Genomic DNA, 21,130 nt, shown 5'->3' with positions numbered 1-21,130 from the left:
ATGTCAAAAAAATTACTTTCTTTATTTTCTACAATAATCGTAGCAGCTTTTGTAATAACTGGCTGTGGTCAAAGCGATACGACAAATAAAGAAAAAAAAGAAGATGTAACGAAAGAAAACAAAACAGAAAAAACGGATACAACGAAAGAAAATAAACCTGAAGAAAAAAAATCCGAAGATAAAAAGACCGAAAATACAGCTACTAGTTCCAGCGATTATTCCAAGCTGATTTCCTATATGGAAAAAGAAACAGGTGGTAAAACAAAAGTTCTTTTTGAAAATAAGGAACCACAAGTCCATAAAGCCGAAGATATTTCAGTATCAATGAATAGCTATACATTAGTTGAATTAAATGGATTACATACGGACTTTAACATTCCATTTAACCGTCAAACAGAGGGCGGAGTTATTCTTGTGAACTATAGCGTAAAAAATAGTTCAGCTAAAGATCTTTATTATATGCCAGCATTGGACATGTCATTTACTGGTGCTCAGAAAGCATATAGTAACTATAGAGATTTAATTCCAACAGAAGATCAGCTACCAACTAAGCTTGCTCCAACAAATGATTATTTAGTAAAAGCAGGAGAAACCATTTCTGGTTATATCGCTTATCCATTTGGAAAAGATGATCTAGCAAAAATTTTAAGTCTCTCAACAGTCTCAGTCTCAGTCCCAACTGCACAAGCTAATAAAGGAAAATTTGATGCCCCAATCGGAAGCCCTGGAAACTTTTCATTAAGTTTAAACAAACAAGGCGCTGAAAAGGTTGCAGCAGATAAAACTTTCTACCAAGATAAAGTAACTGCTAATAACATGGGCGATAAAAAAATGCTAAAAGAACAATCCGATATTAATAACAGTCAAGAATTAGGTGCTGTCAATGTTACATTAGATGGATATCAATTCGCTCAATTCACACCAAATTCCGTCGAGGCTCCGCGATTTGCAAATTTCAAGAATGGTATTGTTCTATTAACAGTAAAATTAAAACTTGATAACAAAGATACGCAAGACGTTGCACTATCTCCTATAAGCTCTACATTGAGAGTTAATGATGGTACACAATATACAATTAGCGAAGGTATGCTATTAAATTACGACTATAACGCTTCAGTCAAAACAGGAACATCTGGAGAGTTACTGCAAGTATATATTTTAGATCAAGAGCAGTATGAAAAGATTTGGAAAGATAAAAGCTTTGAGATTGAGTTAGGACCTATGAGAAATAAAGAAGCTAAAGATATTTCACAAGGTAAAAAAGCTAAATTTACATTACCTAAATAAATTACTAAATCTATATTAGAAAAGGCATATAACATATGATTGTTATATGCCTTTTCTATTTGTATAAAGAACAAAACTTTAATTTAAGTGTATACATTTATCATTACCTATTCGTTGTATAAATGTAGGGAGGAAAAATGATGGGAAAAGAAAATATATTGACCTCCTATCTTATCAATTTAGGAGAGGAAGTGTTCAAGCTATTACTAACGAAAGGGGCTATAAAAGAAGATGCAGAAGATATCATCCAAAATACTTTCTATAAAGTATATACATTGCTAGAGAATCTAACTGAGAGTAACATACGTCCATGGTTTTTCAGAGTCGCACTAAACGAATACATTGACTTAAAGAGAAAAAAAGAACAGCAAAACATCTATTTAACTGAAGAGATTTATTCAAAACTACAATATACAGACCGAGAATTGAATGCTGTTTTAAATAAAGATGAGATTTTCTATCTATTAAAAGATATAAAACTAGAATATAAAGAGGCCTTCTTTTTAAAATATTATTACGATTTTACATATGAAGAAATCGCCCTAATACTAGATATTCAAGTGAACAGCGTCAAACAAAAGTTACATCGTGCACGTAAAACAATTCACTCAAGAGTAGGAGGAAAACCTTAATGGATACTTCTTTAAAAGATGCATTAAAAAAAGCTAAAAGGAAACAATTACTCAAAACCATTATTACTTCTATGATCGTTGTAATTATGCTTATCCCTATAATTTATAAGATTGGTAATTACTTCGCAGCGAAAAGTTCTACGAAACTTCACGAACATCTCTTTTTACATAACGCAATTGCAGAACCGAATGTACAAATTGATTCTCAAGTAACGAGTAATTCATCTATGTTTGGAGGCAATATTATATCAAATCGTTCTAAAAATATTAATGGTTATGTAGTCCCATGGAACACTTTAACAAGTTCCTATGGTTGGCTCCGTACCAACATTGATACCAATGAATTAACGCCCGGATTTTATTGGTCCGATACAGAGTTCTATGAGTACGATAAACAAACTAAAAATAAATTCGCGACATTTTATAATCCGGCTATTAAAGAATACCATGATGGTGTCCAAAATGAATTAGGTGAAGTTTCACAAATGAACAACTATGTTGCGGAAGTTGCTCTCTCATTCAATCAACCCTATACATTACAAGAAATTAAAGAAAAAATTCCAGATACCTTAAACATTGTATGGCTATATATGACATCACCAATTGGAGATGAAAGTAAAGGGCCTGCTGGTATGCCAGTTTACGGATTCAATCCAGATAAGTCCCCTGAAGAAGCGTACAAAGAGTTCGTTGATTCACTTAAACAATACGATGACGATGGACATGACGAAGACATTCAGAAGTTTTTAAAATCAAACAAAAACAAACCCTTTGATCAAGTGAAAATTTTAGGTGTCATGCTAACAGGAAAAACGGAAAACTTTAAGGCTTTAGAAAACCAAGGCTTTATTCGTGGTGCTTCTGTAGGAGCTACTGCGCAAGTAGTTCCTTATATAAAACCAGAGAAATACTAAGGAAAAGAAAGGACAAGATAAACTAATAGTAGCTAGTTAAAAGAACGTACATTAATCTGTTTACTATGGGAGCTATCTATTTTAGTTGAGAGCTCCCGTCCTTCATTTATTGTTCACCCTCCAAAAAATAAATTTCCAAATACTTTATGTACAAATGAAAAATCATAATTTTTGTTCACACTTTATCCATTGTGAATTTATTCACAATGGATATATAATAAACATGTAAATACAATACATTGGAGGGATTTCAATGGTTATCAATTTTTTAAGAACTGATAAACGCGCTACTTTCATATTATTATTTTTACGACTTTACATAGGATATGCATGGCTTGCTGCTGGAATAGGAAAAGTTTTTGGACAATCTTTTGACGCAAGTGGTTTTCTAAAAGGAGCTATCGCTCAAGCATCAGGTGACCACCCTGCAGTACAAGGTTGGTGGGCAGATTTCCTTCAACATTTTGTTCTTCCAAACGCAGACCTATTTAGCTTTTTAGTTCAATGGGGAGAAATTTTAGTAGGACTAGGTTTGATTTTAGGTGGATTAACAAAAACAGCTGCATTTTTCGGCATCATAATGAACCTTTCATTTTTATTAAGCGGAACTGTTAGTGTAAACCCAAACCTACTTATTTTAACTATGCTCATTTTAGTTGCAGGACAGAATGCTGGACGTATTGGATTAGATGGTTATGTTTTCCCAAAACTTTTCAAAAAAAATAACCGTGAAGCATATAAATTAAGTAAAACTGCATAAGAACAGTTCATCTTTTAAATATAAATAAGGAAAGAGCCTACATTCAGGCTCTTTTCTCATTTACACCAAAATATTTCACAGTTTGCCTTATCCGAAATGTTAAACTCAATCATATATAACCAGATAAATGTGTACGACTTTATTTCAAGCACCTAAAAAGCTTAAAGACTAAAACAAGCCATTATAAAACCCTAAAACCTTCCATACTTTCTCCAAGAATATAGTGTGAAAACCACATCAAATTCTGCTTCATAATAGCCACATGAATTCCTGGCTGGTCAGAACTATATGCCATTCCTTTAAATATAATTAATTCTGTATCAACTTCCATATCCCTTAATCCTTCATATAGCTCATATGCATTTAGAATTGGAATTCTTGCATCCTTTTCCCCATGTTGGATTAAGGTGGGGGTACAGGCTGATTTAATATACGTCATTGGTGATGTTTTAGTATATATCTCTGGATCATTCCATGGAGTATTTCCTAAATGCATTCTAATGAAGTAAGGGATATCTGTATTTACATAATGGGTACTCCAGTTAGTAATTCCACCACCAACTGAAATAGCTTTAAATCTACTACTAAATGTAGAACAGAAAGCTGATATATATCCCCCGTTGCTCCATCCCATAACTCCTACTCTATCTTTATCTGCAATCCCTTGATCAACTAGTTTATCCACTCCAGATATAATATCATCGTAGTCAGCGATTCCCTGTTTTCTATAGTTTGCTTTTAAGAATTCATTACCATAACCAGAACTTCCTCTGTAGTTTGGTTCTAAAACGATAAAACCCTTTTCGATAAACTGTTCAATAGGATATTTCTCATTAAAACAGTCTGAAAATATCGGAAAGGATGCCCAAGCTGGACCACCATGGATTACTACTAATAAGGGATATTTTTTATTTGCGTCAAACTCTACTGGAGTTGATAAAACACCCTCTATTTCAAGATCATCACTACTTTTCCATGAGATGATTTCCCTGTTACTTTTAAGCTTCCCTTTGAAAAAGCTATTCTCATTCGTTATTTTTTCATCGTCTAAATAGACTTCAAAGGTTTCATTTGTTATAGCCTTATTATAGGATATATGATTTCCATCCCTTGTTATAGAAGCATCCATTATAAAACTATCTGCTTTTTCGCTTAACACTTCCACAGTGCCATCCTCACATAGCAATCCAATAAGGTAATTCGTTTTATCCTGCCATCTAATTAAAATCCCCTTAGCTGTCCACTGTAATGGCATAACCGTACTATCAAAGTTTGTTAGAGGCTGAATTACCTCTCCAGTATTCATATCATATATCTCTAATGTGCTTTCTTGTATATGGTTTCTATAGTATTCCTTCTCTCTTATGCTTGCTGAGTAACATATTTTGCTGCCCTCAGGAGAAAAGCAAACGCTCCCGCCCAACAACTTATCTATATTCATCTTTTGTAGTTCCCCAACTTCAACATCTAATATGTATAGATCACCATTCATATGATCGTTTAGGCTTGGTGTAGCCATACATACAACCTTTGTCCCATCATTTGAAATGTCAAAGTTATGTATATAAAAATCCTTACCCTCAATTAATTGATAAACACCGCTAACCTCTCGTTCCTCTTTATCATTTTGTATCACTTTTTCTATTTCAATGTAGTATAAACAATTATTCCGATGTTCCTTACCTACATGGTGGAAATCTCCATATAGTTCCTTACGTTTCTTTATTTCCTCACATTCTTTTAACTGTGCAACATAATAAAAACCTTTACCAGTAGGCTCCCATTTGAATGTACTAATCCCTTCTTCCTCATCAGTAATTTGCACACGGTTATAACCATCTAGTGACTTAACAAAGATCTGATTTTTCCCGCCATCAACAGGGCTAAGGTATGCGATATTCCTAGAATCCGGGGACCATAACGGGCATGTACTATCTATATCCTCATTTGTTAATGAGAAACTCTGCTCCTTATCTTTTTCATATACCCATACATGATTCCTATATGTATTGTCTTTCCAGTTAGTCGTCTTCTTAACAAATGCTACGTTTTTTCCATCATCACTTATGTTTGTACTTGATAAGGTTGGTAACGAAATAATCTCTTCTATACTTAGATATGTTTTTTCCTTCATTTTCATTAATACCCCCTCGTAATATCTAGTAATCTAATTTGTTCAATAAAGTGAAACTTTAATCAGTGGGGGTGGTTTCCATCACCCACTGATTATTAGCCCCCACCAATCGGGTTTTTACGGGCAGCCCGACTCCCACCTAACTTCCTCGCATTCGCCGAATTTCGGGGAGTCTTACTGCCCGCAAATAGCGGGATAAAACCTCTGCCATATGCTGAACCCTTTAGAACTGTGTTTAGCTTTCACCACTGTAATACCCCAACCTTTACTAACTGTTAATAAAAAGTTCGTTGTCATAATAATTGGATCAGCTGGGTGTTTAATCCCAAGCTCTTCAGCAATAATAATCGCCTCTTCTTGTGGTAATAAAGGAAATTGTTCACGAATATCTAAACAATAACGGAAAATTCAGTTAAATGAAAGTAGTTCCGTTCCAAATCTGATAAAAATTCCTGTTGTCTGGCGGTCTTTATACCTTTTAATCTTGTTGAACACCCTAATGAGGAAACACTTTAAATTTTAAGCCAAGGCTGATAATCTGCTTCACCACCCTCTTTAAGCCACTTATCGATTTTAGTTGTTCTTTTTCTTTTCGACACAAAAACACCCCTTTAGATAAAAATATCCAAAGGGGCAAAGCTTCACAACTTTATTTTAAATCCACAATAAACTAGTTACTCTACCAATTTCCTACTCAACAGTAACAGACTTAGCCAAGTTACGTGGCTTATCAACATCACACTCGCGGTGAAGCGCTGCGTAGTATGAAATAAGTTGTAATGGAATTACTGCTACTAGCGGTGCTAGTGCTTCGTGTACAGCTGGTAATATGAAGCTGTCACCTTCCATTTCTAAGCCTTTCATTGAGATGATACATGGGTTAGCTCCGCGTGCTACTACTTCTTTCACGTTACCACGAATTCCAAGGTTTACGTGCTCTTGTGTAGCAAGTGCGATCACTGGTGTACCGTTTTCGATTAAGGCGATTGTACCGTGTTTTAATTCTCCTCCAGCAAATCCTTCTGCTTGGATGTAAGAGATTTCTTTTAGTTTTAACGCACCTTCTAAACCTACGAAGAAGTCTACGCTACGTCCGATGAAGAAGCAGTTACGCGTTGTTGCTAAAAATTGTTTTGCTAATGCGTCCATTTCTTCTTTTTGATCACAAAGTACTACCATTGCATTTGCTACAAGTCCTAATTCGTGTGTTAAATCGAAATCAAGAACTTCACCTTTCGCTTTTGCAATGTCAGCTGCTAAGATTGAAAGTACTGCAAGCTGTGCTGTGTATGCTTTCGTCGATGCAACTGCGATTTCCGGTCCCGCATATAAAGGAAGTGTATAATCAGCTTCACGAGAAAGCGTAGAACCAGGTACATTTGTAATCGTTAATGCTTTATGACCCATTTCATTTGTTTGCACAAGTACTGCACGGCTATCAGCTGTTTCACCACTTTGTGAAATGTAAATAAAGAATGGTCTTTCTGTTAATAATGGCATGTTATAAGAGAATTCACTTGCTACGTGTACTTCAACTGGTACTTTCGCAAATTTCTCAATGAATTGCTTTCCAACAAGACCTGCATGATAACTTGTTCCGCATGCAATGATGTAAATGCGATCGCTATCTAAAATTGCGTTACGGATATCTGCATCCAGTTCAATCTCGCCATTTTCACCTTGATACTTTTGAATAATATTACGGATTACAAGTGGTTGCTCATCGATTTCTTTTAGCATGAAATGAGGATACGTTCCTTTTTCAATATCACTTGCATCTAATTCCGCTGTAAACGGTGCACGTTCAATCGTTTCACCTTGTAAGTTTTTAATTGTAATGCTTTCTTTCGTTACAATTACGATTTCTTTATCCATTAACTCGATAAATTGATCTGTAACTTGTAACATCGCCATAGCGTCGCTCGCCACAACATTAAAGTTGTCACCAACACCTACTAATAGCGGGCTTTTGTTTTTAGCAACATAAATCATGTTTGGATTTTCAGCATCAAGTAGTCCAATTGCGTAAGAACCATGTAAAAGAGATAACGTTTGACGGAACGCGTCTTCTACACTTAGTCCTGTACTTACTTGTTGTTCCATAAGCTGCACGATAATTTCTGTATCTGTTTCACTTACGAACGTTACATCTTGTAAATATTCCTTTTTCACTAACTCATAGTTTTCAATTACACCGTTATGAACTAGTGTAAAGCGTTTTGATGTACTTTGATGCGGATGCGCATTTAGTTTGCTTGGAACACCATGTGTAGCCCAGCGTGTGTGACCGATTCCCACGCTTGCTGCTACATTCTCTTCTACGACTTCGCGAAGTTTTGCGATACGGCCTTTTTCTTTGTATACAATAACACCGTTCTCTGCTTGTACTGCAATACCTGCTGAATCATATCCGCGATATTCTAGCTTTTCTAAACCTTTTAATAAAATTTCCTTTGCATCTTGCTCTCCAATAAATCCTACGATTCCACACATGTTTAGTCGCCGTTACAAATGCTTACACTGCTCTGCGAACATGTAACGACATAGTCCGATACCATTTTTATTTATACTAAAAAACGGATTACATATTGCTAGCCCTGTAAGCTTGTAACGGCTTTCACCTTCCTCTCGATTGGGTTAAAGTCCGTATATACTTATACAGCTAGTATTCATCCGTTCCTCTTCTCTCATCACACTTTCACCTTTGTCCACTAAGTCACCTTAATGTTTTAAGTAAAAGTTTGCGGTTGTGATGAACAACCGGGAGTCATCCGCCGAAATCTCGATAAACTCCACCTCGTCAACTACACTACTTGTAGTTCTGGCGCTTTTATAATTTACAATATTTCCTTTGAGAAAAAGAACAAGACCATCGTATAACAAACAATATAAATCGTCAATGAAATTTTTTTCATTGTCTATAAAACATATGAAAAAGGAGCACTTTTTGTGCTCCTTTTAAATAAAATCGGCTAATTATTCAACGCCAACTTCAGCTTTCACAACTTCTACAATACGATGTACATACCCATCACAAATTTCTTGTGTCGGTGCTTCTGCCATTACACGAATAAGTGGTTCTGTTCCAGATGGACGAACAAGAATACGACCGTCTCCGTTCATTTCTTCCTCTACAACACGAATAATTTCTTTAATTTTTTCATTTTCTAATGCTAGTTTTTTATCTGTTACACGAACGTTTACTAGTAATTGTGGGAATTTTGTCATCTCACCTGCAAGCTCAGATAATGGCTTTTTCGTCATTTTCATGATGTTTACAAGTTGAAGTGCACTTAACATTCCATCACCAGTTGTAATGTAATCAAGTAAGATAATGTGACCTGATTGTTCTCCACCCAGGTTATATCCACCACGTTTCATTTCTTCCATTACGTAGCGGTCACCAACTGCTGTTTTATCACTTGTAATACTGTTTGCTTCAAGTGCTTTGTAGAAACCTAAGTTACTCATAACTGTTGAAACAACTGTATTATGTTTTAATTGACCAGTTTCTTTCATATACTTCGCGCAAATAAACATAATTTGATCGCCATCAACGATGTTTCCTTTTTCATCTACAGCGATTAAACGGTCGCCATCACCATCAAAAGCAAGTCCGATATCCGCACCTTTTTCTTTTACTAATTCAGCTAAGACTTCTGGATGTGTAGATCCTACGCCTTCGTTAATATTCATACCGTTTGGAGAAGTTCCCATCGTTGAAATATCAGCTTCTAAGTCTGCAAATAAGTATGGAGCTAAAGAAGAAGTCGCACCGTGTGCGCAATCTAAAGCGATATGTAAACCAGAGAAATCTTCCTCTACAGTTTGTTTAATGTATTGTAAATATTTTTGTCCACCTTCAAAGTAATCACTCACTTGGCCAAGGTTAGTACCTGTTGGACGTGGTAACTCGTCAACTTCTTTGTCTAATAATGCTTCAATTTCTGCTTCTTGCTCATCTGTTAATTTGAAACCATCTGAACCGAAGAACTTAATTCCGTTATCTTGTACTGGATTATGAGATGCAGAAATCATAACACCCGCTTGTGCATCTAAAGCTTTTGTTAAATAAGCCACACCTGGTGTAGAAATAACACCAAGACGCATTACTTCTGCTCCAGTTGATAATAGACCTGCTACTAAAGCTCCTTCTAACATATGTCCAGATACACGTGTATCACGACCAATAATTACTTTTGGACGATCTGTATCTTTTGTTAATACATAGCCGCCAAAACGTCCAATTTTGAATGCTAATTCAGGTGTTAATTCCTTATTTGCAACCCCGCGTACTCCGTCTGTACCAAAATATTTACCCATTATTATTCGCTCCTTTTTCGTGCTCTTTTTGATTATCTACTGTTGGTTCTTGGCTCGTTTCTTGGCCGTTTTCTTTGTCTTGTTCTTGTTCTTTATTTTTATCTTTTTCCTGATCCTTTTCTGGATCCGGTTCAGGATTTTTTGGTTTTTCAGTTTGATTTTCTTGATTGTTTTTTGAATCTGGTGGTTCAATATTACCTTGTACTTCTTTATCCGGCTTTTCTTTCTTCACAATTGTGACTTTAGCACTTTTTTGTTTTGCTTCTATCGAAATATTACCAGGACCGCTCACTTGAATAGAAACATCCTTCGTCCCCGGAGATACATTTTGCAGATTAATCGCTGCTGTTATTTGAGCAGCTGTTATTTTATCTACTATACTTGCTTCTCCTGAAATATCAACGCTTATCTTTCCATCTTGTGGCGAAAGTAGCTGAGCAGTAACATCATTCGGAATTCCATTTTTTTGAATCGGAATACCATCAATAGTTTTACTTTTCGTTTGTTTTACCTTTTGTACCCCTACGGAAACCTTCACTTGATTTGGTTTTGCACTTGTTACACCTTTTGGCAATAAAACAGAGGCATCGAATGTTGTAGAATCCGTCAATTGACTAAGATCTACCTCGACCCCCTCTATAGATTGTATATTATCCAAAATGTCTTTTGAACCTGCTATCGTTACTTCTTTTGGTTCAACACTAATATTTGTAACAGCTAAACCTTCTGGTAAATTCCCTTTTTTCGAATATGTTAAAGGAACTGTTTTTTCGACGTTATTTGCTGTAGCTTGTGTCGCTACATTCACCGTTACACTTATTTTAGATGGATTTGTTTTTACATTTAAACGTTTTCCTTCTTTATTGTATAATGTAACGTCTGCTGTTTTTGTAACAGTTTTATTAACGCCTTTTAAGTCGATATATGCCTTAGCCGATGAGATACTTTCTATTTCTTCTTTTGTTCCAACGACTTCAACAGTGTCGGGCTTAATACTTGATTTCTCAATAGTAGCACCTGCTGGCATCTGATCTTCATTTGATAATTTTAAATCTACATGAACATATTTTTTGGCTTTTTCATGAAGAGTGACTTTAATTGTTGCTGGTTGAACTATCCCTTTCACATCATCTGGGAGACCATTTGCTTTTAAAGAAACTTCATAAGTTCCTTCTGGACGATCCCGCAAATCAACAGGTATATTAAATTGGCTTTTTGCTTTTGCTGTAGCAACCGCTGCTTTTGGCCCTTCTAACTTCACCTTGACTCCACCTTGTGGAATACCACTTACAATATACTTCTCTTCATCATATTTAAGGGTAATGGGATAATCAGTTAATGTTTCTTTCGATTCATTTACGAAAGGTAATATACTTGATGTTGTATTTTTTTCAGTTAAAGTTGCTGACATAAAAAGCATACACGCCAATAGTAATGAGATTCCTTTTAAAAACCAATTATTCTCCATTAACTTATCCATGACGCTTTCTCCTCCAATTCCATAAAGACGAAGAAGTCGTTTTTTCATTCCCACTAAATTCTGTTAACAACATATCCTTCAGCTGTTCTGTCTTCAAATCACGATGTAACTCACCGTTTTTTGTTAAAGAAATTTGCCCCGTTTCTTCCGACACAACTACTGTAATACTATCAGTAACTTCACTAACTCCCATTGCAGCACGATGCCTTGTTCCTAACTCCTTAGAAATAAACGGACTTTCTGATAGCGGAAGATAACATGCTGCTGCTTTAATTGTACTTCCCTGCATAATTACTGCTCCATCATGAAGAGGCGTATTAGGGATAAAAATATTAATGAGTAATTCTGATGAAATATTTGCGTTCAGCGGAATACCCGTTTCCACATAGTCACCCATCCCAGTCTCTTTTGACAACGTAATTAATGCACCAATTCTACGTTTTCCCATATATTCCGTTGCTTTCGCTATCGCTGTTGCAACAATTTCAGGTTCATCGTCCTCGTGAGTTCCCACACGTGAAAACAAGCTACCTCGTCCTAGCTGCTCAAGTGCTCTTCGCAATTCTGGCTGAAAGATAATAATAACAGCTAAGAATCCCCACGTTAATACTTGTTCCGTTAGCCAATATAGCGTATGCAATTCAAGTAAAATACTGATCATCCGAACGACAATAATAACTGTAATACCTTTTAAAAGTTGAACAGCCTTCGTGCCCCGGATTATAAGAATTAGCTTATATATAATAAACCATACAACAGCAATATCTAATGCCGTACTAAGATATTTCAAAATGGTCGTATCTTCAAAAGGCATGCTAACCCTTCCTCCTACTTACGAGCAATTCTATCCATATATTGAAATATTATTTTATGCTCTATCTGTATGTATTTCCAACAACTAGTTAATTATACCATACATGAAACAAACAACAATTACAAACGCCCCCTTAGCTTAAATTGGTAAGATGTCAAACTTTCTTATCCAACAGTGTAATACAAGTTATTATACGCCTATTTTCCAATAAAAAAAGCAACTTCACAGTTGCTTTTCTTACATTTATTTCAGTTTTTCACCGAATAAAGAACCCATTAAAGCAACCGCTGTTGTTGCTGTTCTGTTTCTCTCATCTAAAATTGTATTTACTTCAACAAATTCAGCAGATGTAACAATATCAGCTTCTGCTAACATCTCCATCGCTAAGTGGCTTTCGCGATAAGATAGACCACCAATTACAGGTGTTCCAACTCCTGGTGCGTCATGAGGATCAAGCCCATCTAAATCTAATGATAAATGAACACCATCAGTATGAGATAAATACGCAATTGTTTCTTCCATAACAGCCGTCATACCCATACGATCAATTTCATGCATTGAGAATACTTTAATGCCTTCTTCACGAATAAAGTCTTTTTCTCCTTCATCTAATGCACGTGCACCGATAATTACAACGTTCTCTTTCTTCACCTTTGGATATGCCCCATATAATTCTACAAGTGAAGAATGCCCATATCCTAAACTTGCAGCAAGTGACATACCATGAATATTTCCAGATGGTGAAGTCTCTTCTGTATTTAAATCACCGTGTGCATCATACCAAATAACACCTAAATTTTTATAATGTTTCGCTACACCAGCTAACGTACCGATAGCAATACTATGATCGCCACCCAATACAAGTGGAAAACGACCTTCTTCTATAATATGATCAACCTTACTTGCTAATTCATTACATACAGTTGCAACTTGTGTAAGGTTTCTTAACTTTGTATTTTCAGCTATTTCTTTTTCTCTCTCTATACATATATCTCCCATATCTTTTACGTTATATCCAATTTCTTCGATTCTTTCAATTACCCCTGCATAACGGATCGCGCTTGGTCCCATATCAACCCCGCGACGCATCTGTCCTAAATCCATTGGAACTCCAATAACTGAGATTTCTTTTTTCATAGATAGTATCCCCCTTTTATGCCTTCACTAAATATTTTAAATCTTTTATATAGTCTGACTCAACTCGACATTTTTCTGCATGGATATACATTTTATTCACTTATATTTACGTTAGAATCCCAATCTTTAAACTATTCGATGTATAAAGTTAACTTAATGAACCAACTAACTTTTCTATCAGCTGATATTTTTATCAGTTCTTTTCTCCATCACCACCTAGAATTACACAAAATATCCTCAAATAACTGGATTTAAAAAACACTTCTACATTTAGGAGCGTTTTTCTGATGCTAGTTTCCACACTGCTGCAATATTTTTTGCTGTCATTTCGATATTCTCTTCTGCCGCTTTATATGCTTCTTCTAATGTCATTGGACTAGCCGTAATACTAAACACTGCATCAATTCCCTTTTCATAAACAATTGTATAGTTCGGAGATACAGATCCACCAATAGCAATTACAGGAATATGACGACATTTCGCCCGCTTCGCGACACCAACAGGAGCTTTTCCATAAGCTGTTTGTTCATCTATTCTTCCCTCACCAGTTACAATAAGATCGGCACCCTCTATACACTTATCAAAATTTGTATAATCTAATACAATTTCAATCCCTTTTCTTAGCTGTCCCTTTAGCACTGCAACGACAGCAGCTCCCATTCCTCCAGCTGCCCCCGCACCCGGTATCTCAGATACATCAAAAGACACATGTTGTTTAAGTATATTAGCATAATGTTTTAAATTCTCATCTAGCTCTTTCATCATCTCTACATTCGCACCTTTTTGTCTCGCAAATACAAAAGACGCCCCGCTCAGTCCAACTAAAGGGTTATCTACATCACATGCTGCTTCTAACTTTATATCCTCCAGGCGTGAATCAATCCTAGAAAGGTCAACAGTGGTTATCCAATGCAATGTCCCTCCAGAGGGTTCTATTATCTCACCTTTCTTATTTATAAATCTTGCGCCTAAGGCAGATAGCATACCAGCCCCACCATCATTTGTAGCACTTCCTCCAAGCCCTAAAATAATGTGTTTGGCTCCTTGATCTAATGCATGTAATATAAGTTCGCCTGTCCCTTTTGTCGTTGTAATAAGTGGGTTTCTCTTTTCAGTTGGAACGTGTTGTAATCCTGATGCTGCCGCCATTTCAATAAATGCTGTCTTCTTATCTTTAGACATACCATAAAAGGCTTGCACGCTCTCTCCAAGCGGCCCTGTCACATTAAGTGATATAATTCTCCCCATTGTAGCGCCAACAAGAGATTCAACCGTTCCTTCGCCTCCATCTCCAATTGGTACTTTAACATACTCTGCTTTAGGAAAAATTGCTGCAAAGCCTCTTTCAATAGCTTCACATACCTCTATAGCTTTCAAGCTTTCTTTATATGAATCCGATGCAATGACAACTTTCATAATTACCTCCCCCTTATTCAATCCCCTTTTTTCATTTTAAACGATATATGGAAAAGTTGCCTTTTGGAATGGAATTTAAACACAAAAAAAGCTTACATCATTTGATGTAAGCTTTCCCTATTTATATGGAGCCTAGCGGGATCGAACCGCTGACCTCCTGCGTGCAAGGCAGGCGCTCTCCCAGCTGAGCTAAGGCCCCTTAGTAATTAAGCGGAAGACGGGATTCGAACCCGCGACCCCAACCTTGGCAAGGTTGTATTCTACCACTGAACTACTTCCGCGAAAATGGTGAGCCATGAAGGATTCGAACCTTCGACCCTCTGATTAAAAGTCAGATGCTCTACCAACTGAGCTAATGGCTCGTAAATGGCTGGGCTAGCTGGATTCGAACCAGCGCATGACGGAGTCAAAGTCCGTTGCCTTACCGCTTGGCTATAGCCCATTAATATTTACTAGTATGGTTATCTTTTCAAAAAAATAAACCCTTTCAGGTTATTTTAAAGAAAATGGTGGAGGGGGGCAGATTCGAACTGCCGAACCCGAAGGAGCGGATTTACAGTCCGCCGCGTTTAGCCACTTCGCTACCCCTCCGACATTTAAAAATATATGGTGGAGGATGACGGGATCGAACCGCCGACCCCCTGCTTGTAAGGCAGGTGCTCTCCCAGCTGAGCTAATCCTCCAAAAGTGGTGACCCGTACGGGATTCGAACCCGTGTTACCGCCGTGAAAGGGCGGTGTCTTAACCACTTGACCAACGGGCCAAAAAAATAAAAACTTTTCCCAAGCTTCCAACCGGGCTTGAACCGGTGACCTCTTCCTTACCATGGAAGTACTCTACCAGCTGAGCTATGGAAGCATAATGGCTCCGCAGGTAGGAATCGAACCTACGACCGATCGGTTAACAGCCGATAGCTCTACCGCTGAGCTACTGCGGAATAATATAAGCCTGGCAACGTCCTACTCTCACAGGGACAAGGTCCCAACTACCATCGGCGCTAGAGAGCTTAACTTCCGTGTTCGGTATGGGAACGGGTGTGACCTCTCTGCCATCATTACCAGACTTTTATCATTATGCACATTCTTTTGAGAATGTCAAAAGGAATTTTAAATATATATTCCTTCAAAACTAGATAACATTTGCTTCATATTATATGGTTAAGTCCTCGATCTATTAGTATTCGTCAGCTCCACATGTCACCATGCTTCCACCTCGAACCTATCAACCTGATCATCTTTCAGGGATCTTACTAGCTTACGCTATGGGAAATCTCATCTTGAGGGGGGCTTCATGCTTAGATGCTTTCAGCACTTATCCCTTCCGCACATAGCTACCCAGCTATGCCCTTGGCAGAACAACTGGTACACCAGCGGTGCGTCCATCCCGGTCCTCTCGTACTAAGGACAGCTCCTCTCAAATTTCCTGCGCCCACGACGGATAGGGACCGAACTGTCTCACGACGTTCTGAACCCAGCTCGCGTACCGCTTTAATGGGCGAACAGCCCAACCCTTGGGACCGACTACAGCCCCAGGATGCGATGAGCCGACATCGAGGTGCCAAACCTCCCCGTCGATGTGGACTCTTGGGGGAGATAAGCCTGTTATCCCCGGGGTAGCTTTTATCCGTTGAGCGATGGCCCTTCCATGCGGAACCACCGGATCACTAAGCCCGACTTTCGTCCCTGCTCGACTTGTAGGTCTCGCAGTCAAGCTCCCTTATGCCTTTGCACTCTACGAATGATTTCCAACCATTCTGAGGGAACCTTTGGGCGCCTCCGTTACACTTTAGGAGGCGACCGCCCCAGTCAAACTGCCCACCTGACACTGTCTCCCGGGTCGATAAGACCCGTAGGTTAGAATTTCAATACAGTCAGGGCGGTATCCCACCAGCGCCTCCACCGAAGCTAGCGCTCCGGTTTCAATGGCTCCCGCCTATCCTGTACAAACTGTACCAAAATTCAATATCAGGCTACAGTAAAGCTCCACGGGGTCTTTCCGTCCTGTCGCGGGTAACCTGCATCTTCACAGGTACTATAATTTCACCGAGTCTCTGGTTGAGACAGTGCCCAAATCGTTACACCTTTCGTGCGGGTCGGAACTTACCCGACAAGGAATTTCGCTACCTTAGGACCGTTATAGTTACGGCCGCCGTTTACTGGGGCTTCAGTTCAGAGCTTCGCTTACGCTAACCCCTCTCCTTAACCTTCCAGCACCGGGCAGGTGTCAGCCCCTATACTTCGCCTTACGGCTTCGCAGAGACCTGTGTTTTTGCTAAACAGTCGCTTGGGCCTATTCACTGCGGCTTTCCGTTAAGAAAGCACCCCTTCTCCCGAAGTTACGGGGTCATTTTGCCGAGTTCCTTAACCAGAGTTCTCTCGCACACCTTAGGATTCTCTCCTCGCCTACCTGTGTCGGTTTGCGGTACAGGCACCTTTTATCTCGCTAGAAGCTTTTCTTGGCAGCGGGGAATCAAAGACTTCGCTCCATAAGGAGCTTCCCCATCACAGCTCAGCCTTCACGATAAGCGGATTTGCCTACTTATCAGCCTAACTGCTTGGACGTGCACAACCAATCGCACGCTTCTTCTATCCTTCTGCGTCCCTCCATTGCTCAAACGATAAAGAGGTGGTACAGGAATATCAACCTGTTGTCCATCGCCTACGCCTGTCGGCCTCGGCTTAGGTCCTGACTAACCCTGAGCGGACGAGCCTTCCTCAGGAAACCTTAGGCATTCGGTGGACGGGATTCTCACCCGTCTTTCGCTACTCATACCGGCATTCTCACTTCTAAGCGCTCCACCAGTCCTTCCGGTCTGACTTCACTGCACTTAGAACGCTCCCCTACCACTGATACCATTGGTATCAATTCGCAGCTTCGGTGGTGTATTTAGCCCCGGTACATTTTCGGCGCAGAGTCACTCGACTAGTGAGCTATTACGCACTCTTTAAATGGTGGCTGCTTCTGAGCCAACATCCTAGTTGTCTAAGCAACTCCACATCCTTTTCCACTTAATACACACTTTGGGACCTTAGCTGGCGATCTGGGCTGTTTCCCTCTTGACTACGGATCTTATCACTCGCAGTCTGACTCCTAAGGATAAGTCATTGGCATTCGGAGTTTGACTGAATTCGGTAATCCGATGAGGACCCCTAGTTCAATCAGTGCTCTACCTCCAAGACTCTTACACTTAAGGCTAGCCCTAAAGCTATTTCGGGGAGAACCAGCTATCTCCAGGTTCGATTGGAATTTCTCCGCTACCCACACCTCATCCCCGCACTTTTCAACGTGCGTGGGTTCGGGCCTCCATTCAGTGTTACCTGAACTTCACCCTGGACATGGGTAGATCACCTGGTTTCGGGTCTACGACCACGTACTAAACGCCCTATTCAGACTCGCTTTCGCTGCGGCTCCGCCTCTTCAGCTTAACCTCGCACGGGATCGTAACTCGCCGGTTCATTCTACAAAAGGCACGCCATCACCCATTAACGGGCTCTGACTATTTGTAGGCACACGGTTTCAGGATCTCTTTCACTCCCCTTCCGGGGTGCTTTTCACCTTTCCCTCACGGTACTGGTTCACTATCGATCACTAGGGAGTATTTAGCCTTGGGAGATGGTCCTCCCAGATTCCGACGGAATTTCACGTGTTCCGCCGTACTCAGGATACATTCAAGAGAGAACGAAGTTTCGACTACGGGGTTATTACCCTCTGTGACGGACCTTTCCAGGTCGCTTCGTCTACCTCGTTCCTTTGTAACTCCGTATAGAATGTCCTACAACCCCAAGAGGCAAGCCTCTTGGTTTGGGCTAGATTCCGTTTCGCTCGCCGCTACTCAGGAAATCGCATTTGCTTTCTCTTCCTCCAGGTACTTAGATGTTTCAGTTCCCTGGGTCTGTCTTCCATACCCTATGTATTCAGGTAAGGATACCATACCATTACGTATAGTGGGTTTCCCCATTCGGAAATCTTCGGATCAAAGCTTACTTACAGCTCCCCGAAGCATATCGGCGTTAGTCCCGTCCTTCATCGACTCCTAGTGTCAAGGCATCCACCGTGCGCCCTTTCTAACTTAACCAAACTAAAATTAAAAAAATATGAGCTACACTGTTATCTAGTTTTCAAAGAACATACATTTAAACTTGAGAGATAGTTCTCTCAAAACTGAACGAAACAAAACAAGTCAACGTTTATTGATGAACTGCGTTCATCAATTCTCCATAGAAAGGAGGTGATCCAGCCGCACCTTCCGATACGGCTACCTTGTTACGACTTCACCCCAATCATCTGTCCCACCTTAGGCGGCTGGCTCCATAAAGGTTACCCCACCGACTTCGGGTGTTACAAACTCTCGTGGTGTGACGGGCGGTGTGTACAAGGCCCGGGAACGTATTCACCGCGGCATGCTGATCCGCGATTACTAGCGATTCCAGCTTCATGTAGGCGAGTTGCAGCCTACAATCCGAACTGAGAACGGTTTTATGAGATTAGCTCCACCTCGCGGTCTTGCAGCTCTTTGTACCGTCCATTGTAGCACGTGTGTAGCCCAGGTCATAAGGGGCATGATGATTTGACGTCATCCCCACCTTCCTCCGGTTTGTCACCGGCAGTCACCTTAGAGTGCCCAACTTAATGATGGCAACTAAGATCAAGGGTTGCGCTCGTTGCGGGACTTAACCCAACATCTCACGACACGAGCTGACGACAACCATGCACCACCTGTCACTCTGCTCCCGAAGGAGAAGCTCTATCTCTAGAGTTTTCAGAGGATGTCAAGACCTGGTAAGGTTCTTCGCGTTGCTTCGAATTAAACCACATGCTCCACCGCTTGTGCGGGCCCCCGTCAATTCCTTTGAGTTTCAGCCTTGCGGCCGTACTCCCCAGGCGGAGTGCTTAATGCGTTAACTTCAGCACTAAAGGGCGGAAACCCTCTAACACTTAGCACTCATCGTTTACGGCGTGGACTACCAGGGTATCTAATCCTGTTTGCTCCCCACGCTTTCGCGCCTCAGTGTCAGTTACAGACCAGAAAGTCGCCTTCGCCACTGGTGTTCCTCCATATCTCTACGCATTTCACCGCTACACATGGAATTCCACTTTCCTCTTCTGCACTCAAGTCTCCCAGTTTCCAATGACCCTCCACGGTTGAGCCGTGGGCTTTCACATCAGACTTAAGAAACCACCTGCGCGCGCTTTACGCCCAATAATTCCGGATAACGCTTGCCACCTACGTATTACCGCGGCTGCTGGCACGTAGTTAGCCGTGGCTTTCTGGTTAGGTACCGTCAAGGTGCCAGCTTATTCAACTAGCACTTGTTCTTCCCTAACAACAGAGTTTTACGACCCGAAAGCCTTCATCACTCACGCGGCGTTGCTCCGTCAGACTTTCGTCCATTGCGGAAGATTCCCTACTGCTGCCTCCCGTAGGAGTCTGGGCCGTGTCTCAGTCCCAGTGTGGCCGATCACCCTCTCAGGTCGGCTACGCATCGTTGCCTTGGTGAGCCGTTACCTCACCAACTAGCTAATGCGACGCGGGTCCATCCATAAGTGACAGCCGAAGCCGCCTTTCAATTTCGAACTATGCAGTTCAAAATATTATCCGGTATTAGCCCCGGTTTCCCGGAGTTATCCCAGTCTTATGGGTAGGTTACCCACGTGTTACTCACCCGTCCGCCGCTAACTTCATAAGAGCAAGCTCTTAATCCATTCGCTCGACTTGCATGTATTAGGCACGCCGCCAGCGTTCATCCTGAGCCAGGATCAAACTCTCCAATAAAGTTAGTTTGTCTAGCATCTAAAAATAAAAATTGACGTTCACGTTGTTTGTTTCGTTCAGTTTTCAAAGAACTACTCGGTCGCTCATTTGCGACTTCCTTATGTTAACATCTTCATTTTTCGATGTCAACTAAGTTTTTCAATTTCTTTTTTGTCGTTTTCTGCGTTTCTGCATCAGCGACGTTTATTAATTTATCATATACTTACTCTTAACGTCAATACTTTTTAATAAAAAATTCTTTTTCTTACATAACGAATACATTCTTCCCTATTAGCAACTCTCCGAAATAAACAAAAAATGATTTTATACCTTTCTTCCATCGCCTTTTTTACAATGCTATGTATACGCTCATCTTCAAAATCAAATAAAAGTTCCTCTAGTTCTCTCTTCAGTATGTATTCCATTTCTTTTTTCTCTTCCTTCGTCAACATAATCCCAAGCAAATTATCACCCCAATAAC

The 21,130-nt window shown here is 39.8% G+C and carries 12 protein-coding genes, 9 tRNA genes, 3 rRNA genes and 2 pseudogenes; 4 read left to right on the top strand and 22 right to left on the bottom strand.

Translation table 11 applies throughout. The annotated features are described in order from the left end of the window. From NSQ47_RS21675 to NSQ47_RS21660, 4 genes are all read left to right on the top strand, one after another. Nucleotides 1–1,287, top strand: a complete 1,287-nt coding sequence (locus NSQ47_RS21675; RefSeq protein ID WP_341037970.1) for a DUF5068 domain-containing protein — start codon at nt 1–3, stop codon at nt 1,285–1,287. A 140-nt stretch (nt 1,288–1,427) separates the two neighbouring features. Further along, the gene (locus NSQ47_RS21670) at nt 1,428–1,919 is read left to right on the top strand and encodes an RNA polymerase sigma factor (RefSeq protein ID WP_341037969.1); all 492 of its coding nucleotides are present in this window, start codon (nt 1,428–1,430) and stop codon (nt 1,917–1,919) included. Next, nucleotides 1,919–2,833 carry a sigma factor regulator N-terminal domain-containing protein gene (locus NSQ47_RS21665; protein ID WP_088077243.1) on the top strand — a complete coding sequence of 305 codons (915 nt, stop codon included), beginning with the start codon at nt 1,919–1,921 and terminating at the stop codon, nt 2,831–2,833. Before NSQ47_RS21670 ends, NSQ47_RS21665 begins: the two co-directional genes overlap by 1 nt. Before the next feature lie 253 nt (nt 2,834–3,086). After that, entirely contained in the window at nt 3,087–3,593 is a 507-nt protein-coding gene (locus tag NSQ47_RS21660) for a DoxX family membrane protein (RefSeq protein WP_002159590.1), read from the top strand. Between the two features lie 181 nt (nt 3,594–3,774). Here NSQ47_RS21660 and NSQ47_RS21655 read toward each other — a convergent pair whose 3' ends face one another. From NSQ47_RS21655 to NSQ47_RS21550, 22 genes and pseudogenes are all read right to left on the bottom strand, one after another. Next, complete coding sequence (locus NSQ47_RS21655; RefSeq protein WP_341037968.1) at nt 3,775–5,733, bottom strand: S9 family peptidase; 1,959 nt, start codon at nt 5,731–5,733, stop codon at nt 3,775–3,777. Nucleotides 5,734–5,979: 246 nt separating this feature from the next. Further along, a pseudogene (locus NSQ47_RS21650) lies at nt 5,980–6,326 on the bottom strand (TnsA endonuclease N-terminal domain-containing protein); the annotation flags it as partial. 91 nt (nt 6,327–6,417) lie between these two features. After that, nucleotides 6,418–8,220 carry a glutamine--fructose-6-phosphate transaminase (isomerizing) gene (gene glmS, locus NSQ47_RS21645; RefSeq protein ID WP_002159592.1) on the bottom strand — a complete coding sequence of 601 codons (1,803 nt, stop codon included), beginning with the start codon at nt 8,218–8,220 and terminating at the stop codon, nt 6,418–6,420. Between the two features lie 12 nt (nt 8,221–8,232). Continuing rightward, a pseudogene (locus NSQ47_RS21640) lies at nt 8,233–8,418 on the bottom strand (hypothetical protein). Between the two features lie 285 nt (nt 8,419–8,703). Next, nucleotides 8,704–10,050, bottom strand: a complete 1,347-nt coding sequence (gene glmM, locus NSQ47_RS21635) for a phosphoglucosamine mutase (RefSeq protein ID WP_002113341.1) — start codon at nt 10,048–10,050, stop codon at nt 8,704–8,706. Next, complete coding sequence (locus NSQ47_RS21630) at nt 10,043–11,530, bottom strand: CdaR family protein (protein ID WP_341037967.1); 1,488 nt, start codon at nt 11,528–11,530, stop codon at nt 10,043–10,045. The genes glmM and NSQ47_RS21630 overlap by 8 nt, the downstream gene beginning before the upstream one ends. Continuing rightward, entirely contained in the window at nt 11,523–12,344 is an 822-nt protein-coding gene (cdaA, locus tag NSQ47_RS21625) for a diadenylate cyclase CdaA (RefSeq protein WP_002159595.1), read from the bottom strand. The genes NSQ47_RS21630 and cdaA overlap by 8 nt, the downstream gene beginning before the upstream one ends. 243 nt (nt 12,345–12,587) lie before the next feature. Next, the gene (gene rocF, locus NSQ47_RS21620; protein WP_341037966.1) at nt 12,588–13,481 is read right to left on the bottom strand and encodes an arginase; all 894 of its coding nucleotides are present in this window, start codon (nt 13,479–13,481) and stop codon (nt 12,588–12,590) included. Nucleotides 13,482–13,751: 270 nt separating this feature from the next. Next, nucleotides 13,752–14,897, bottom strand: coding sequence for a glycerate kinase (locus NSQ47_RS21615; protein WP_131232305.1), 1,146 nt, complete (start codon nt 14,895–14,897; stop codon nt 13,752–13,754). A gap of 126 nt (nt 14,898–15,023) precedes the next feature. Further along, nucleotides 15,024–15,096, bottom strand: a tRNA-Ala gene (locus tag NSQ47_RS21610). A 10-nt stretch (nt 15,097–15,106) separates the two neighbouring features. Next, nucleotides 15,107–15,178 (bottom strand) — tRNA-Gly (locus tag NSQ47_RS21605). A gap of 5 nt (nt 15,179–15,183) precedes the next feature. Next, a tRNA-Lys gene (locus NSQ47_RS21600) sits at nt 15,184–15,259 on the bottom strand. Between the two features lie 5 nt (nt 15,260–15,264). Continuing rightward, a tRNA-Gln gene (locus NSQ47_RS21595) sits at nt 15,265–15,339 on the bottom strand. 65 nt (nt 15,340–15,404) lie between these two features. After that, nucleotides 15,405–15,488: transfer RNA gene (locus tag NSQ47_RS21590), tRNA-Tyr, on the bottom strand. A gap of 16 nt (nt 15,489–15,504) precedes the next feature. Continuing rightward, nucleotides 15,505–15,580 (bottom strand) — tRNA-Val (locus tag NSQ47_RS21585). A gap of 5 nt (nt 15,581–15,585) precedes the next feature. Continuing rightward, nucleotides 15,586–15,660: transfer RNA gene (locus NSQ47_RS21580), tRNA-Glu, on the bottom strand. A 22-nt stretch (nt 15,661–15,682) separates the two neighbouring features. Then, a tRNA-Thr gene (locus tag NSQ47_RS21575) sits at nt 15,683–15,755 on the bottom strand. A gap of 4 nt (nt 15,756–15,759) precedes the next feature. Then, nucleotides 15,760–15,834: transfer RNA gene (locus NSQ47_RS21570), tRNA-Asn, on the bottom strand. Between the two features lie 9 nt (nt 15,835–15,843). Beyond that, nucleotides 15,844–15,959: ribosomal RNA gene (rrf, locus tag NSQ47_RS21565) — 5S ribosomal RNA — on the bottom strand. Nucleotides 15,960–16,050: 91 nt separating this feature from the next. After that, nucleotides 16,051–18,972 (bottom strand): 23S ribosomal RNA (locus NSQ47_RS21560). 146 nt (nt 18,973–19,118) lie between these two features. Continuing rightward, nucleotides 19,119–20,670 (bottom strand): 16S ribosomal RNA (locus NSQ47_RS21555). The 16S, 23S and 5S rRNA genes sit together here with 9 tRNA genes alongside, the layout of an rRNA operon. A gap of 224 nt (nt 20,671–20,894) precedes the next feature. Further along, complete coding sequence (locus tag NSQ47_RS21550; RefSeq protein WP_033710542.1) at nt 20,895–21,113, bottom strand: hypothetical protein; 219 nt, start codon at nt 21,111–21,113, stop codon at nt 20,895–20,897. Nucleotides 21,114–21,130 lie beyond the last annotated feature (17 nt).

The organism is Bacillus sp. FSL R10-2780 (assembly GCF_038006125.1).
Lineage (GTDB): Bacteria > Bacillota > Bacilli > Bacillales > Bacillaceae_G > Bacillus_A > Bacillus_A cereus_U.
This window is presented reverse-complemented; position numbering and strand designations above follow the sequence as displayed.

Excerpts from the sequence above, each read along its gene's own strand:
- NSQ47_RS21675 (WP_341037970.1), top strand. The coding sequence starts at position 1 with ATGTCAAAAAAATTACTTTCTTTATTTTCTACAATAATCGTAGCAGCT.
- cdaA (WP_002159595.1), bottom strand. The coding sequence starts at position 12,344 with ATGCCTTTTGAAGATACGACCATTTTGAAATATCTTAGTACGGCATTA.
- NSQ47_RS21670 (WP_341037969.1), top strand. The coding sequence starts at position 1,428 with ATGGGAAAAGAAAATATATTGACCTCCTATCTTATCAATTTAGGAGAG.
- glmM (WP_002113341.1), bottom strand. The coding sequence starts at position 10,050 with ATGGGTAAATATTTTGGTACAGACGGAGTACGCGGGGTTGCAAATAAG.
- NSQ47_RS21660 (WP_002159590.1), top strand. The coding sequence starts at position 3,087 with ATGGTTATCAATTTTTTAAGAACTGATAAACGCGCTACTTTCATATTA.
- NSQ47_RS21630 (WP_341037967.1), bottom strand. The coding sequence starts at position 11,530 with ATGGATAAGTTAATGGAGAATAATTGGTTTTTAAAAGGAATCTCATTA.
- NSQ47_RS21655 (WP_341037968.1), bottom strand. The coding sequence starts at position 5,733 with ATGAAAATGAAGGAAAAAACATATCTAAGTATAGAAGAGATTATTTCG.
- rocF (WP_341037966.1), bottom strand. The coding sequence starts at position 13,481 with ATGAAAAAAGAAATCTCAGTTATTGGAGTTCCAATGGATTTAGGACAG.
- NSQ47_RS21615 (WP_131232305.1), bottom strand. The coding sequence starts at position 14,897 with ATGAAAGTTGTCATTGCATCGGATTCATATAAAGAAAGCTTGAAAGCT.
- NSQ47_RS21665 (WP_088077243.1), top strand. The coding sequence starts at position 1,919 with ATGGATACTTCTTTAAAAGATGCATTAAAAAAAGCTAAAAGGAAACAA.
- glmS (WP_002159592.1), bottom strand. The coding sequence starts at position 8,220 with ATGTGTGGAATCGTAGGATTTATTGGAGAGCAAGATGCAAAGGAAATT.